This is a genomic window from Streptococcus oralis, assembly GCF_018448765.2.
GTDB lineage: Bacteria > Bacillota > Bacilli > Lactobacillales > Streptococcaceae > Streptococcus > Streptococcus oralis_BM.
Window position 1 is genome coordinate 952,360 of the sequence record NZ_JAHCMC020000001.1, and the last position, 13,067, is coordinate 965,426.

16 protein-coding genes are annotated in these 13,067 nt (G+C 37.5%); 14 read left to right on the forward strand and 2 right to left on the reverse strand.

Translation table 11 applies throughout. The features are described 5' to 3' along the window. Positions 1 to 108: 108 nt before the first annotated feature. Positions 109 to 1,287: a hypothetical protein gene (locus tag KIH88_RS04670; RefSeq protein ID WP_213988539.1), complete on the forward strand. Its 1,179-nt coding sequence runs from the start codon at positions 109 to 111 to the stop codon at positions 1,285 to 1,287. A gap of 32 nt (positions 1,288 to 1,319) precedes the next feature. Here the strand turns inward: KIH88_RS04670 and KIH88_RS04675 are convergent, their stop codons facing one another. Both KIH88_RS04675 and mazE read right to left on the reverse strand, forming a co-directional pair. Continuing rightward, a complete protein-coding gene (locus KIH88_RS04675; RefSeq protein ID WP_042902272.1) occupies positions 1,320 to 1,676 on the reverse strand; it encodes a type II toxin-antitoxin system PemK/MazF family toxin in 357 nt (118 codons plus the stop codon). Beyond that, the gene (gene mazE / locus KIH88_RS04680; RefSeq protein ID WP_138100304.1) at positions 1,660 to 1,875 is read right to left on the reverse strand and encodes a type II toxin-antitoxin system PemI/MazE family antitoxin; all 216 of its coding nucleotides are present in this window, start codon (positions 1,873 to 1,875) and stop codon (positions 1,660 to 1,662) included. Before mazE ends, KIH88_RS04675 begins: the two co-directional genes overlap by 17 nt. Before the next feature lie 209 nt (positions 1,876 to 2,084). On the opposite strand from mazE, the gene ylqF reads away from it, so the two are divergent. The 13 genes from ylqF (at position 2,085) to KIH88_RS04745 (ending at position 13,031) form a co-directional block, all read left to right on the forward strand. After that, the gene (ylqF, locus tag KIH88_RS04685) at positions 2,085 to 2,936 is read left to right on the forward strand and encodes a ribosome biogenesis GTPase YlqF (protein ID WP_213988540.1); all 852 of its coding nucleotides are present in this window, start codon (positions 2,085 to 2,087) and stop codon (positions 2,934 to 2,936) included. Beyond that, positions 2,923 to 3,702, forward strand: a complete 780-nt coding sequence (locus KIH88_RS04690; RefSeq protein ID WP_213988541.1) for a ribonuclease HII — start codon at positions 2,923 to 2,925, stop codon at positions 3,700 to 3,702. The genes ylqF and KIH88_RS04690 overlap by 14 nt, the downstream gene beginning before the upstream one ends. 16 nt (positions 3,703 to 3,718) lie before the next feature. Beyond that, positions 3,719 to 5,269: a ClC family H(+)/Cl(-) exchange transporter gene (locus KIH88_RS04695; protein ID WP_213988542.1), complete on the forward strand. Its 1,551-nt coding sequence runs from the start codon at positions 3,719 to 3,721 to the stop codon at positions 5,267 to 5,269. Positions 5,270 to 5,414: 145 nt separating this feature from the next. After that, positions 5,415 to 5,858 carry a hypothetical protein gene (locus KIH88_RS04700; protein WP_213988543.1) on the forward strand — a complete coding sequence of 148 codons (444 nt, stop codon included), beginning with the start codon at positions 5,415 to 5,417 and terminating at the stop codon, positions 5,856 to 5,858. Further along, complete coding sequence (locus KIH88_RS04705) at positions 5,858 to 7,108, forward strand: hypothetical protein (protein WP_213988544.1); 1,251 nt, start codon at positions 5,858 to 5,860, stop codon at positions 7,106 to 7,108. Before KIH88_RS04700 ends, KIH88_RS04705 begins: the two co-directional genes overlap by 1 nt. Before the next feature lie 72 nt (positions 7,109 to 7,180). Beyond that, entirely contained in the window at positions 7,181 to 7,612 is a 432-nt protein-coding gene (locus KIH88_RS04710; protein WP_225901065.1) for a hypothetical protein, read from the forward strand. Beyond that, positions 7,612 to 8,877, forward strand: a complete 1,266-nt coding sequence (locus KIH88_RS04715; protein ID WP_213988545.1) for a hypothetical protein — start codon at positions 7,612 to 7,614, stop codon at positions 8,875 to 8,877. The genes KIH88_RS04710 and KIH88_RS04715 overlap by 1 nt, the downstream gene beginning before the upstream one ends. An 82-nt stretch (positions 8,878 to 8,959) precedes the next feature. After that, positions 8,960 to 9,385, forward strand: coding sequence for a hypothetical protein (locus KIH88_RS04720; RefSeq protein WP_213988546.1), 426 nt, complete (start codon positions 8,960 to 8,962; stop codon positions 9,383 to 9,385). Next, positions 9,385 to 10,626 (forward strand): hypothetical protein, encoded by a 1,242-nt coding sequence (locus KIH88_RS04725; protein ID WP_445656359.1) that lies wholly within the window; start codon positions 9,385 to 9,387, stop codon positions 10,624 to 10,626. Before KIH88_RS04720 ends, KIH88_RS04725 begins: the two co-directional genes overlap by 1 nt. Before the next feature lie 72 nt (positions 10,627 to 10,698). After that, positions 10,699 to 11,133: a type II secretion system GspH family protein gene (locus KIH88_RS04730; protein ID WP_213988989.1), complete on the forward strand. Its 435-nt coding sequence runs from the start codon at positions 10,699 to 10,701 to the stop codon at positions 11,131 to 11,133. Beyond that, complete coding sequence (locus KIH88_RS04735) at positions 11,133 to 12,386, forward strand: hypothetical protein (RefSeq protein ID WP_445656362.1); 1,254 nt, start codon at positions 11,133 to 11,135, stop codon at positions 12,384 to 12,386. Before KIH88_RS04730 ends, KIH88_RS04735 begins: the two co-directional genes overlap by 1 nt. Then, positions 12,368 to 12,760 carry a hypothetical protein gene (locus KIH88_RS04740; protein WP_213987943.1) on the forward strand — a complete coding sequence of 131 codons (393 nt, stop codon included), beginning with the start codon at positions 12,368 to 12,370 and terminating at the stop codon, positions 12,758 to 12,760. Before KIH88_RS04735 ends, KIH88_RS04740 begins: the two co-directional genes overlap by 19 nt. Next, positions 12,741 to 13,031 (forward strand): hypothetical protein, encoded by a 291-nt coding sequence (locus KIH88_RS04745; RefSeq protein WP_213987944.1) that lies wholly within the window; start codon positions 12,741 to 12,743, stop codon positions 13,029 to 13,031. Before KIH88_RS04740 ends, KIH88_RS04745 begins: the two co-directional genes overlap by 20 nt. Positions 13,032 to 13,067: the final 36 nt, after the last annotated feature.

Sequence of the window (13,067 nt, forward strand, 5' to 3'; positions counted from 1 at the left end):
CTGACTTCGTCAGTCTTATCTACAACCTCAAAACTGTGTTTTGAGCAACCTGCGGCTAGCTTCCTAGTTTGCTCTTTGATTTTCATTGAGTATTAGAAAGGAGACCTCATGACACTTCCAGCTAGAAAATCCTTGCACGATGCGGTTTTACAGGCTTCAAAAGCCGATACTTGGGATCAAGCTACCAAGGAATGGAATGAAGTTTCCTTGATTTTTAACGGTATCGGTCGTAGCAATTGTGTCTGCGGTAATGCTATCAGATACGCCTACGAACTCTTTAACGGAGTTACAGGACAACGTCTGTTTCCTATCGGAAGCGACTGTGTTCGCCATTTTCATCGTATTAGCCTCGATCAGCAACTAGAAGAGGAAGAAAAACTGCTCAGAAAGCTAGAAAATCTGACTAGAAAGGTCAAGAAAAAGGAAAAAATTAAGGTCAATAAAAGTGACTTTGACGAACGACTTCTAAAATGGTTTTTGGAAAAAGGTGTTTTCAAAGCCAATCGTGGCAATCAATTTGCACCTGAGAGAGACTATCAGCTCTTCCTAGAAGTCTTTCAAGGAGGAAGTTGGACCAAGGCAGAGCCAAAGAAAAAGGCTCGTATGGAAGAAGTGCTAGAAAAGTGTATCAAACCTTTTCTACTTGGTAAGACCGATGATCAACTCTACCTTGTTAAGCTAGGTAAGGAGAAAATAGACTACGAGCAGCATTTACGGATTCAGGCAGAGAAAGAACGTAAGAAAAGAGATAAAATCGCCAAGCAATACGCAGATAATCTCATCCTAGCCATGGGGCCAGCTGAACGCGCCTATCAAGATTACTTTGGTTTTACAGAAACCCTAACCCAAGAAGAACGAAAATGGGAGAAAATCCTCTTTGGAAAAAATAGAGACGAACGGGCTCTCAAGGCAAAGCAAAATCAAAAGGAGCTGGAAAAGGATCAGCGTATTGCAAATCAAGATCCTATTGAACGAAAGCAGAAGCAGACTTGGCTTCTCAATTCTTATTTTCGTGATTTGCCAGATGAAAAAGCAAGATCCTCCCGACTCTTACTAGAATATCGAAAAAGTGGTGAAGTACCCTTTTCAACCGAGTATCTGTCAGTTCATCTCATCGACTTTTTCTACAAGATGAAAGCCTTTGAGTTTGAAATTGCACCAGAACAAGTCCGCGATTTTCTAAAAGAATGTCTTCAGGCAGAACATCTATCATCAGCCCAAGAAAGCTGGATTAGAGGAATTCTCCTCAATTGCCTTCACCCATTTTTAGATAGGTTACTCATATAGAAAAAATCCTACCTTGTCATGCATGGTAGGATTTATGTATCTCCAAAGATGTACTGGTAAAGTTGGACGACTTTCTGAAAACATTGTGTGTCCATTCTTGTTATTTTTTGAGCATTACGCATCCGAAAATCAAAAGTATACAGTTGAAATGGATTGACAGCGCCATCTACCTTGTCCGACGAGACAGGAACGAGCAAGCCTTTTTCTGCCAACCGTTGTTGGCCGTGAGTGATAGGACAGACGGCCACAAAACCTGTTTGCAAGGCATATTCTCTCCTAGAAACAACCAAGGCAGGTCGGCGTTTCTGTATCTCCCGACCGACTGATGGATCAAAGTCGAGCCAAATGATATCTTGCTTTTCAGGAATATACTCAGATTTCGCTATCAATGATTTTCACCCCTTCAAAATCATTTGTCATTCTCAAATCAGCAATCCCATCAAAAGGATCTTTTAGCTTGGGAGCCAAGACAATGACACCGTCAATCCCTTTATAGACAACCATTTCTTGACCTTCTGTCATACCCAAATTTTTAGGAATGGTCACTGTGAGAGAATTCCCCACCTTCCGAGTCTTTACCGTATTCATCACTCTACCTCCACGAAACTGTATATACAAAGTATATACCAAACAGCGGATTAAGTCAAGTAAACACTATAATACATAAATTAAATTATGTATTATAGTATGATTTTATTTCAGTCAAAGCCTGTGCAAAAGCACCTAATTTATGATAGAATAGGTGGTAAGAAAGAAAACGTTTTATTACGTTTTTTTAGTCGGAAGGGGAAAATATTATGGCTACTATTCAATGGTTTCCGGGCCACATGTCTAAGGCTCGGCGACAAGTTCAGGAGAATTTAAAATTTGTTGATTTTGTGACGATTTTGGTAGATGCACGTCTACCTTTATCTAGTCAAAACCCCATGTTGAACAAGATTGTGGGTGATAAACCCAAACTATTGATTTTAAACAAGGCAGACCTAGCTGATCCAGCAATGACAAAAGAATGGCGTCAGTATTTTGAATCACAGGGAATTCAAACACTGGCCATCAATTCCAAAGAGCAAGTTACTGTGAAAGTTGTGACTGATGCAGCCAAAAAGCTCATGGCTGATAAGATTGCACGCCAGAAAGAACGCGGTATCAAGATTGAAACCTTGCGGACCATGATTATTGGAATTCCAAACGCTGGTAAATCAACCCTGATGAATCGTTTGGCTGGAAAAAAAATTGCGGTAGTCGGTAATAAACCAGGTGTTACCAAGGGACAACAATGGCTTAAAACCAATAAAGACCTTGAAATCTTAGACACACCAGGGATTCTCTGGCCTAAGTTTGAAGATGATACTGTCGCACTTAAACTAGCCCTAACTGGAGCTATTAAGGACCAGTTGCTTCCAATGGATGAAGTGACCATTTTTGGTCTCAATTATTTCAAAAAACATTATCCAGAAAAACTCGCTGAACGCTTCAAACAAATGAAAATTGAAGAAGAAGCTCCTGTAATCATCATGGATATGACGCGTGCTCTTGGTTTCCGAGACGACTACGACCGTTTTTACAGTCTCTTCGTGAAAGAAGTCCGCGATGGAAAGCTCGGTAACTATACCTTAGATACATTGGACGACATCGATGACGACGATTAAAGAAATCAGAGAACTACTTGCTACGGTCAAAGACTTAGACAATCCCCTTTTTCTTGAGCTGGAAAAAGATAACCGAACTGGAGTTCAAAAAGAAATCAGCAAACGTAAAAAAGCCATTCAGGCTGAATTGGCTGAAGACCTTCGATTGGAATCTATGCTTTCCTATGAAAAAGAGCTTTATAAACAAGGATTAACCTTAATAGCAGGCGTTGACGAGGTCGGCCGTGGTCCTCTTGCTGGACCTGTAGTCGCTGCAGCGGTAATCTTGCCTAAAAATTGTAAAATCAGAGGTCTGAACGATAGTAAGAAAATCCCCAAAAAGAAACATTTGGAAATCTTTCAAGCCGTTCAAGACCAAGCCTTGGCAATCGGTATTGGTATCATGGATAATCACATCATTGACCAAGTCAATATCTATGAAGCGACCAAACTGGCTATGAAGGAAGCAATCTCCCAGCTCAGTCCCCAACCCGAGCACCTCTTGATTGATGCCATGCAACTTGATTTACCAATTTCCCAAACAGCAATTATCAAGGGAGATGCTAAGTCGCTCTCTATCGCGGCTGCATCTATAGTTGCCAAAGTGACACGGGATAGTTTAATGAAGGATTATGACAACCAGTTTCCTGGATATGATTTCGCTGCAAATGCTGGATATGGAACAGCAAAACACTTAGAAGGTCTTGATAAACTAGGAGTTACTCCCATTCATCGGACCAGTTTTGAACCGATAAAATCACTGGTTTCAGCAAATAAAGAAAGTTAAGTTGGAGGAAATGATTATGGAGGAACAGTCAGAAATACTCCGGTCCAAGAAAGAATTTGCCTTTGCCTCAAGTACCATATTATCCCAAGTTGGGCGAGGAATTATCGTCGGGCTCGTTGTCGGGCTCGTTGTCGGATCTTTTCGTTTCTTAATTGAAAAGGGCTTCCACCTAATACAAGGCCTCTATCAAGATCAAGCGCACCTAGTGCGCAATCTTTTTGTCCTTGTTCTATTTTACATACTCATCTGCTGGCTCAGTGCTAAATTAACTCGCTCGGAGAAAGATATCAAAGGCTCAGGAATCCCACAGGTTGAGGCCGAATTAAAAGGGCTCATGTCGCTTAATTGGTGGAGTGTTCTCTGGAAGAAATATATTCTAGGTATTCTAGCTATTGCCAGCGGACTCATGCTGGGTCGAGAAGGTCCGAGTATTCAACTTGGAGCAGTTGGTGGTAAGGGAATTGCTAAATGGCTCAAATCCAGTCCAGTAGAGGAACGCTCCTTGATTGCTAGTGGTGCTGCAGCAGGATTAGCAGCTGCCTTTAACGCCCCAATAGCAGGCCTCCTCTTTGTTATAGAAGAAGTCTATCATCACTTTTCACGATTTTTCTGGGTTTCCACTCTAGCAGCCAGCATTGTAGCAAACTTTGTCTCTCTACTCATATTTGGTCTAACTCCCGTACTGGATATGCCTGACAATATCCCTCTCATGACTCTAGATCAGTATTGGATATATCTTTTCATGGGTATTTTTCTCGGATTATCAGGTTTTCTTTATGAGAAGGCTGTACTAAATGTCAGCAAAGTATATGACTGGCTTGGTCAAAAGATCCATTTAGATAGAGCTTATTATCCAATCTTGGCCTTTATCCTTATCATACCAGTCGGGATTTTCTTGCCACAAATCCTTGGTGGTGGAAATCAGGTCGTTCTTTCTTTGACTGAGCAAGATTTTAGTTTCCAAATTCTATTAGCTTACTTTTTGATTCGCTTTGTTTGGAGCATGATTAGTTATGGAAGTGGTCTCCCAGGAGGAATTTTCCTTCCCATTCTGGCGCTTGGTTCCTTACTTGGTGCCCTAGTCGGTGTCATTTGTGTGAATTTTGGACTTGTCAGTCAGGAGCAATTCCCTATATTTGTCATTCTAGGAATGAGTGGATATTTTGGAGCGATTTCCAAGGCTCCCTTAACCGCTATGATACTTGTTACTGAGATGGTAGGGGACATTCGCAACCTCATGCCACTTGGCTTAGTGACCTTGGTGGCTTACATCGTCATGGATCTACTCAAGGGTGCTCCAGTCTATGAAGCCATGCTGGAAAAAATGCTGCCAGAAGAAGCGACAGATGAAGGAGAAGTCACCCTCATTGAAATTCCTGTATCAGATAAGATCGCTGGAAAACAGGTTCACGAGCTCAATTTGCCACATAACGTACTCATCACCACCCAAGTCCATAATGGCAAAAGCCAAACAGTTCACGGTTCAACCAGAATGTATCTGGGTGATATGATTCACCTGGTGATTCCAAAAAGTGAAATTGGAAAAGTCAAAGATTTGTTGTTGTAGAGTTAATTTACATAATTTATATTATGTAAGGATTTTGATTAAACACATTAGAAAGCCGATTCTCAGTAATGAGATCGGTTTTTACTTCTTGTTTCGTTAAAATTAATTAAAATATTGTATAATAAGAAAAAGGAGAAAAACTCAAATGAACAATTCTGGAATTAAAATAAGCCATAAAAGTTTACTAATCTTTTTGTTAGTTGCAATCATCACAACAGGAGGTATTTTTATGTTTAGTATGTTAGGAAAATCTCAAGAAGAGCGTCGGAATAGAGAGTATGAAGTTAGTTTGGTAAATGCCTTAAAGAATTCATATGAAGGGATAGAAGAAATCAAAATTTCCAATCCAGAATATACAACCCCTCCTGGCGACTGGTCTTGTGATGTAGATATTCTATTCTCAGATAAAGTAAAAATAGAATATCGTGTAGGCCACTCTTTAAACGACGTTGAAAATTATAATGGTTTTGTTAATGGAAAAACAAATAAAGAAATAAACGACCAGTGGGAAATATTGAATTCTCATAAAGGGAAAACAAAATCTTTAGTTACTATATATTATTCGGATAAAGAAAAAGGAGTACAGTAGTGGTTTTCACTTATACAGATAAACAACTTAATGAATTAAATCAAGGGAAAAATGTTTATAGTTCCAATCCAGAATACGCTGAGCGTAAGGGTTACAAAATTGTTACTCCTTCACCTAAAAATAAAGGTGAAACAAACACCATAATATCCGATGGTCAAGAATTCCGTGTCGTTGCCACTAAGTCTGACACTGAAACGGGATTTGATGGACTGGCAGTTGCGCCGATTGTCAATGGCAAACCAGATTATAAAAACGTAGCTGTGATTGCTGCTGGAACGGACCCTGATAGTCCTGTGAATAAAAGTATGTTTGTTTCACGTGATGTCAATAGTGCGATAATTGCAAAAAAAATGTATTTATCACCACAATATAAGGTTGCAGATCAATTTGTAAAAGAAATTATGGATGACCCTAGATATGAAGTCAGTCAACTATCTGGCTATTCACAAGGTTCTTATATGCTGAAAGTAGGAGCTAAATATCATATTCCAACTACAACTTATAATGCTTGGTTCACTTATCTATCACTTTCTAATGAGGAAAAAGCATTTATTGATAAAAATCCAGCTATGTTTATAGATTACCGTAAAAAGTCTGATAATGTTGTAGCTATCAATGATTTCAATCACCCCGAATGGTTTAATAAGTCCTTCTTAAAAATGCCTGATACAATATACTGGCTGGATGGATCTAGCCATAAAATTGAGGACTGGGAGTTTGATCCTGTAACAGGTCAAGTTGTTGATGATAAAGGTGGGAAACCCTTAATTAGCGGTGTTTATAGAGCTTATGCCAACAGTCTCCGAGGAATGGCTCATTACAAGGACTTGAAATCAAAATGGTCATCAGGTGGCATTAGTAGCTCTGAGGAAATATACTTAGATGCGGCTCAAGGTTCGATCTTATCATCATCTATGGCTACAGCAGCAAGAACTGGAGCTGATGAAGTGAGCGCTTTAGCCAAAAAAGCCAATCAAGAATTAGAAGAAATTTGGTCAAAAATCGACTTTACGAGCTACACAGCATTAGCTCCCTATGAGGTTGAGGCCCTTTTTGCTAGCCAAGGTATCACTCAAGCACAGTTTATTGATACGTTTCAGACAGAGACAACACAAACAGTCACTAAGATGAATGCTTCAGCCCAAGCATTTGAACAGTTAGACAAACAATTACAGAAAGTCATCGAAAAAACAGTAGCAACAGACACACAATTGGCCAAGGAGTTTCGACAATGGAAAGAAAAGATGTAAAACAACTTTTTCTTATTATAGTGTAATATAGACTAATCTTATAGTATAATAAGAAAAAGGAGAAAATCTTAAATGAATAATTCCAGCAATAAAAAAAGTCATAAATGGATAATAATCATTTTATCAATCTCAATTATTACAGCAGGAGGTATATTTATGTTTAATATGTTAGGGAAATCTCAAGAAGAACGTCGAAATAGAGAGTATGAAGTGAGTTTAGTTGAAACCTTAAAAGATAATTATGAGGGTATTGAAAAAATTAAATTTTCTAATGCAAACTACACAAACCCACCAGGAAGTTGGACTTGCGTAGTTGAACTATTTTTTAATGAGAAAAGTATAAAATATAAAATTAATTATTCGAAAAAAGATAAACGTATTTCTGACATATCTTTAGAGAGAGAGAATAGAAAAGAGGATCGAGATTTTTTGAATAGTCATTTGGGAAAGACAAATAAACTCACAAATGTTATTCATTCAGACGGTTCAGAAGGAGAATATTAATGGTGTACAGTTATACTGATAAACAACTTAATGAATTAAATCAAGGGAAAAATGTTTATAGTGTAAATTCTGAGTATGCTGAAAGGGAAGTTGAAAAAAAGGTTGTATCCAAAACAGATGATAAGTTATTTTCGGATGAAACCAACACTATAACCACCTCAGATGGTCAAGAATTCCGTGTTGTCGCCACTAAGTCTGACACTGAAACTGGTTTTGATGGACTGGCGGTAGCTCCTATAGTCAATGGCAAACCAGATTATAAAAATGTAGCCGTGATTGCTGCTGGAACGGATCCTGATAGTCCGGTGAATAAAGGTATGTTTGGTTCACGCGACGTCAATAGTGCCATAATTGCAAGGCAAACTTATTTATCTCCACAATATAAGGTTGCTGATCAATTTGTAAAAGAGATTATGGACGATCCCAGATATGAAGTCAGTCAACTATCAGGCTATTCACAAGGGTCTTATATGCTGAAAGTAGGGGCTAAATATCACATACCTACAACTACCTTTAATGCTTGGTTCAAATATGGAGCTCTCTCATTAAAAGAAAAAGCATTTATTGAAAGTAACCCTTCCATGTTTATAGATTACCGTAGAAAAAATGATGACGTAGTAGTCTGGAATGATTTCAACCACCCAGAATGGTATAATACTACCACTACAAATTCTATGCCTAATACGATTCACTGGCTTGATGGATCTAGTCACAAAATTGCTGATTGGGAGTTTGATCCTGTAACTGGTCAACTTGTAGATGGCAAAGGTGGAAAACCCTTAATTAGCGGTGTTTATAGAGCTTATGCCAACAGTCTCCGAGGGATGGCTAGTTACAAGGACTTGAAATCAAAATGGTCAAAAAATGGCATTAGTAGCTCTGAGGAAATATACTTAGATGCAGCTCAAGGTTCTATCTTATCATCATCAATGGCTACAGCAGCAAGAACTGGAGCTGATGAAGTGAGCGCCTTAGCCAAAAAAGCAAATCAAGAATTACAAGAAATTTGGTCAAAAATCGACTTTTCAAGCTACACAGCATTAACTCCCTATGAGGTTGAGGCCATTTTTGCTAGTCAAGGTATTACTCAAGCACAGTTTATCGATACGTTTCAGACAGAGACAAATCAAACAGTGACAAAGATGAATGCTTCCGCCCAAGCATTTGAAAATATGGATAAACAATTACAGGAAGTCATCGAAAAAACAGTAGCAACAGACAAACAATTAGCCAAGGAGTTCAGACAATGGAAAGAAAAGATGTAAAACAACTTTTTCTTATTATAGTGTAATATAGACTAATCTTATAGTACTTTATAGTATAATAAGAAAAAGGAGAAAATCTTAAATGAACAATTCCAGCATTAAAAAAAGTCATAAAAAGCTACTAATCGTTTTATCAATCGCAATCATCACAGCAGGAGGTGTCTTTATGTTTAGCATGTTAGGAAAATCCCAAGAAGAACGTCGAAACAGAGAATATGAAGTTAGTCTGGTCAATGCCTTAAAGAATTCCTATGAAGGGATTGAGGAGATTAAGATTACGAATCCTGATTATACAACCCCACCGGGATCATGGTCTTGTGATGTCGAAATTAAGTTTATTGATGAAAAAAATCTTAAATATGGGATTAATCACCATTTAAGTTATAAAACCAATTATGGTGGTCGTCAAGAAACAAACGAAGATTGGCAGTATTTAGAAACTCATAAAGGAAAAACTTTAAAATCAGTAAAAATTACTTATTCTGATTATGAGCAAGGAGAACAGTGATGAAGTTCCAATATACTGATGAACAATTGAATAATTTAAACCAAGATTATGCTGTTTATAGTGTAAATGAAGAGTTTTCAAGTAGAAAAAAGACAAAACAGGTTGTAGTTAAGACCAATATAGATCCTAAAAACGAGACCAACACTATAACCACCTCCGATGGTCAAGAATTCCGTGTCGTTGCAACTAAGTCTCACAAAGGAACTGGTTTTGATGGTTTGGCGGTTGCACCTATAGTCAATGGTGAACCAGATTATAAAAGTATAGCTGTGATTGCTGCAGGAACTGATCCAGGGAGTCCTACTAAGATTGATGTTTCCACTGCCGTTATTGAAAGAGAGACATCCTTATCTCCTCAATATTTTGTAGCAGATCGATTTGTAAAAGAAATTATGGATGATCCCCGATATGAAGTCAGTCAACTATCTGGCTATTCACAAGGTTCCTACATGCTGAAAGTAGGAGCTAAATATCATATTCCAACTACAACTTTTAACGCTTGGTTCACTTATCTATCACTTTCTAACGAAGAAAAAGCATTTATTGAAAACAATCCTTCTATGTTTATAGATTACCGTAGAAAACATGATGATGTAGTACGTTGGAATGATTTCAATCACCCTGAATGGTTTAATAAGTCTTTCTTAAAAATGCCTGATACCATATATTGGCTTGATGGAACTAGCCACAATATAGGTGATTGGGAGTTTGATCCTGTAACTGGCCAACTTGTTGATGGCAAAGGAGGAAAACCTTTAATTAGTGGTGTTTATCGTGCTTATGCTAATAGTCTCCGAGGAATGGCTCATTACAAGGACTTGAAGTCAAAATGGTCAAAAAACGGCATTAGTAGCTCTGAAGAAATATACTTAGATGCAGCTCAAGGTTCTATCCTATCATCATCAATGGCTACAGCAGCAAGAACTGGAGCTGATGAAGTGAGCGCTTTAGCCAAAAAAGCCAATCAAGAATTAGAAGAAATTTGGTCAAAAATCGACTTTACGAGCTACACAGCATTAGCTCCCTATGAGGTTGAGGCCCTTTTTGCTAGCCAAGGTATCACTCAAGCACAGTTTATTGATACGTTTCAGACAGAGACAACACAAACAGTCACTAAGATGAATGCTTCAGCCCAAGCATTTGAACAGTTAGACAAACAATTACAGAAAGTCATCGAAAAAACAGTAGCAACAGATAAGCAATTAGCCAAGGAGTTTCGACAATGGAAAGAAAAGATGTAAAACAACTTTTTCTTATTATAGTGTAATATAGACAAATCTTATAGTATAATAAGAAAAAGGAGAAAAACTCAAATGAACAATTCTGGAATTAAAAAAAGTCATAAAAGGCTACTAATCGTTTTGTCAATTGCAATTATCACAGCAGGAGGTGTTTTTATGTTTAGTATGTTAGGGAAGTCTCAAGAAGAGCGTCGAAATAGAGAATATGAAGTAAGTCTAGTTAATGCTTTAAAAAATTCCTATGAAGGGATTGAGGAGGTAACGATTACGAATCCATCGTACAGCTCAATTCCTTCAGACGCTTGGGGGGCGGATGTGAAACTAAAATTTTTTGATGGAACATCTAAAGAACATGTTTTAGCTTTTGATATAAACTCGAATAAAATTAGGATTGGAGTATATAATAAGGATGATGAAGAATTTCAACATTTTTTAAATTCTAGGCGAGGTTCTACTAAGTCAAAAGTTAAAGTTAAATATTCGAATGGTTCAGAAGGGGAGCTATGATGAATAAATACGTGTATACAGACAAACAACTTAATGAATTGAATCAAGGTCCGAATGTTTACAGTGTTAATACTGAGTTCGCACAGCGTAAAGAAAACCGAACAAATATTGTTACTGCTAAATCAGATAACGAGTTAAAAAAAGGTGAAATCAACACTATAACCACCTCTGATGGTCAAGAATTCCGTGTCGTTGCAACTAAGTCTCACAAAGGAACTGGTTTTGATGGTTTGGCGGTTGCACCTATAGTCAATGGTGAACCAGATTATAAAAGTATAGCTGTGATTGCTGCAGGAACTGATCCAGGGAGTCCTACTAAGATTGATGTTTCCACTGCCGTTATTGAAAGAGAGACATCCTTATCTCCTCAATATTTTGTAGCAGATCGATTTGTAAAAGAAATTATGGATGATCCCCGATATGAAGTCAGTCAACTATCTGGCTATTCACAAGGTTCCTACATGCTGAAAGTAGGAGCTAAATATCATATTCCAACTACAACTTTTAACGCTTGGTTCACTTATCTATCACTTTCTAACGAAGAAAAAGCATTTATTGAAAACAATCCTTCTATGTTTATAGATTACCGTAGAAAACATGATGATGTAGTACGTTGGAATGATTTCAATCACCCTGAATGGTTTAATAAGTCTTTCTTAAAAATGCCTGATACCATATATTGGCTTGATGGAACTAGCCACAATATAGGTGATTGGGAGTTTGATCCTGTAACTGGCCAACTTGTTGATGGCAAAGGAGGAAAACCTTTAATTAGTGGTGTTTATCGTGCTTATGCTAATAGTCTCCGAGGAATGGCTCATTACAAGGACTTGAAGTCAAAATGGTCAAAAAACGGCATTAGTAGCTCTGAAGAAATATACTTAGATGCAGCTCAAGGTTCTATCCTATCATCATCAATGGCTACAGCAGCAAGAACTGGAGCTGATGAAGTGAGCGCCTTAGCCAAAAAAGCAAATCAAGAATTACAAGAAATTTGGTCAAAAATCGACTTTTCAAGCTACACAGCATTAACTCCCTATGAGGTTGAGGCCATTTTTGCTAGTCAAGGTATTACTCAAGCACAGTTTATCGATATGTTTCAGACAGAGACAAATCAAACAGTGACAAAGATGAATGCTTCCGCCCAAGCATTTGAAAATTTGGATAAACAATTACAGGAAATCATCGAAAAAACAGTAGCAACAGACACACAATTTGCCAAGGAGTTCAGACAATGGAAAGCAGAAATGTAAAATGGGATGCCATTAGGCAAAAAGAGAGGGAAATTCTTAACCTCGAAGAACAATACTATCAGCAAAAGAAAAAGTTAGAGAAAAAGACACTAGAACTAGAGGAACGTTCTGCAAGATTAGAAAAAATCATGGACGAAGAAGCTGATAAAATGTACCAAGTATTAAGAAAGTTTTCATCAACAGCTGATTGTGTTAGAGACTACTTTACAGAAATAGAAAATTTGAGATATCATTCTAACCAAGTTTATAGAACTAATGAAATAAAACTGGAAGAAGAAAAAGAAAAAATAGATAAAGAATTTCAACAAAGAAAAAATATCTTAGATGAAGAATATCAAAAACTAAGGAGAAATTATGCAAGCACCAATGAATGAGTACTATACTGATGAAGAATACCAATACGCTCTAAAACAAATGTATCGCATGATGGAAAGAAATCGTATCCTGGCTCAATGCCAATTAGCAAAGGTCGCTAAAAATCAAATAAAAGAAAGTTTTGACCAAAAATCGAAAACAATTGCAAGAGATACTAAAGCAACAATAACAAGTATTAACAGCCAAATGGACACTGCAATACAAGGAAAAGTCCGCAAGAGTCTTGAAGAAAAGATTCCGAATATGTTACTCAAGTATGATGAAATTTAATAAAGTGTTCAGGATAACTGGGGGTAAGTTGGACTT

Excerpts from the sequence above, each read along its gene's own strand:
- KIH88_RS04715 (WP_213988545.1), top strand. The coding sequence starts at position 7,612 with ATGGTGTACAGTTATACTGATAAACAACTTAATGAATTAAATCAAGGG.
- KIH88_RS04730 (WP_213988989.1), top strand. The coding sequence starts at position 10,699 with ATGAACAATTCTGGAATTAAAAAAAGTCATAAAAGGCTACTAATCGTT.
- KIH88_RS04710 (WP_225901065.1), top strand. The coding sequence starts at position 7,181 with ATGAATAATTCCAGCAATAAAAAAAGTCATAAATGGATAATAATCATT.
- KIH88_RS04745 (WP_213987944.1), top strand. The coding sequence starts at position 12,741 with ATGCAAGCACCAATGAATGAGTACTATACTGATGAAGAATACCAATAC.
- KIH88_RS04700 (WP_213988543.1), top strand. The coding sequence starts at position 5,415 with ATGAACAATTCTGGAATTAAAATAAGCCATAAAAGTTTACTAATCTTT.
- KIH88_RS04695 (WP_213988542.1), top strand. The coding sequence starts at position 3,719 with ATGGAGGAACAGTCAGAAATACTCCGGTCCAAGAAAGAATTTGCCTTT.
- KIH88_RS04690 (WP_213988541.1), top strand. The coding sequence starts at position 2,923 with ATGACGACGATTAAAGAAATCAGAGAACTACTTGCTACGGTCAAAGAC.
- KIH88_RS04740 (WP_213987943.1), top strand. The coding sequence starts at position 12,368 with ATGGAAAGCAGAAATGTAAAATGGGATGCCATTAGGCAAAAAGAGAGG.
- KIH88_RS04735 (WP_445656362.1), top strand. The coding sequence starts at position 11,133 with ATGAATAAATACGTGTATACAGACAAACAACTTAATGAATTGAATCAA.
- KIH88_RS04670 (WP_213988539.1), top strand. The coding sequence starts at position 109 with ATGACACTTCCAGCTAGAAAATCCTTGCACGATGCGGTTTTACAGGCT.
- KIH88_RS04725 (WP_445656359.1), top strand. The coding sequence starts at position 9,385 with ATGAAGTTCCAATATACTGATGAACAATTGAATAATTTAAACCAAGAT.
- mazE (WP_138100304.1), bottom strand. The coding sequence starts at position 1,875 with ATGAATACGGTAAAGACTCGGAAGGTGGGGAATTCTCTCACAGTGACC.
- ylqF (WP_213988540.1), top strand. The coding sequence starts at position 2,085 with ATGGCTACTATTCAATGGTTTCCGGGCCACATGTCTAAGGCTCGGCGA.
- KIH88_RS04720 (WP_213988546.1), top strand. The coding sequence starts at position 8,960 with ATGAACAATTCCAGCATTAAAAAAAGTCATAAAAAGCTACTAATCGTT.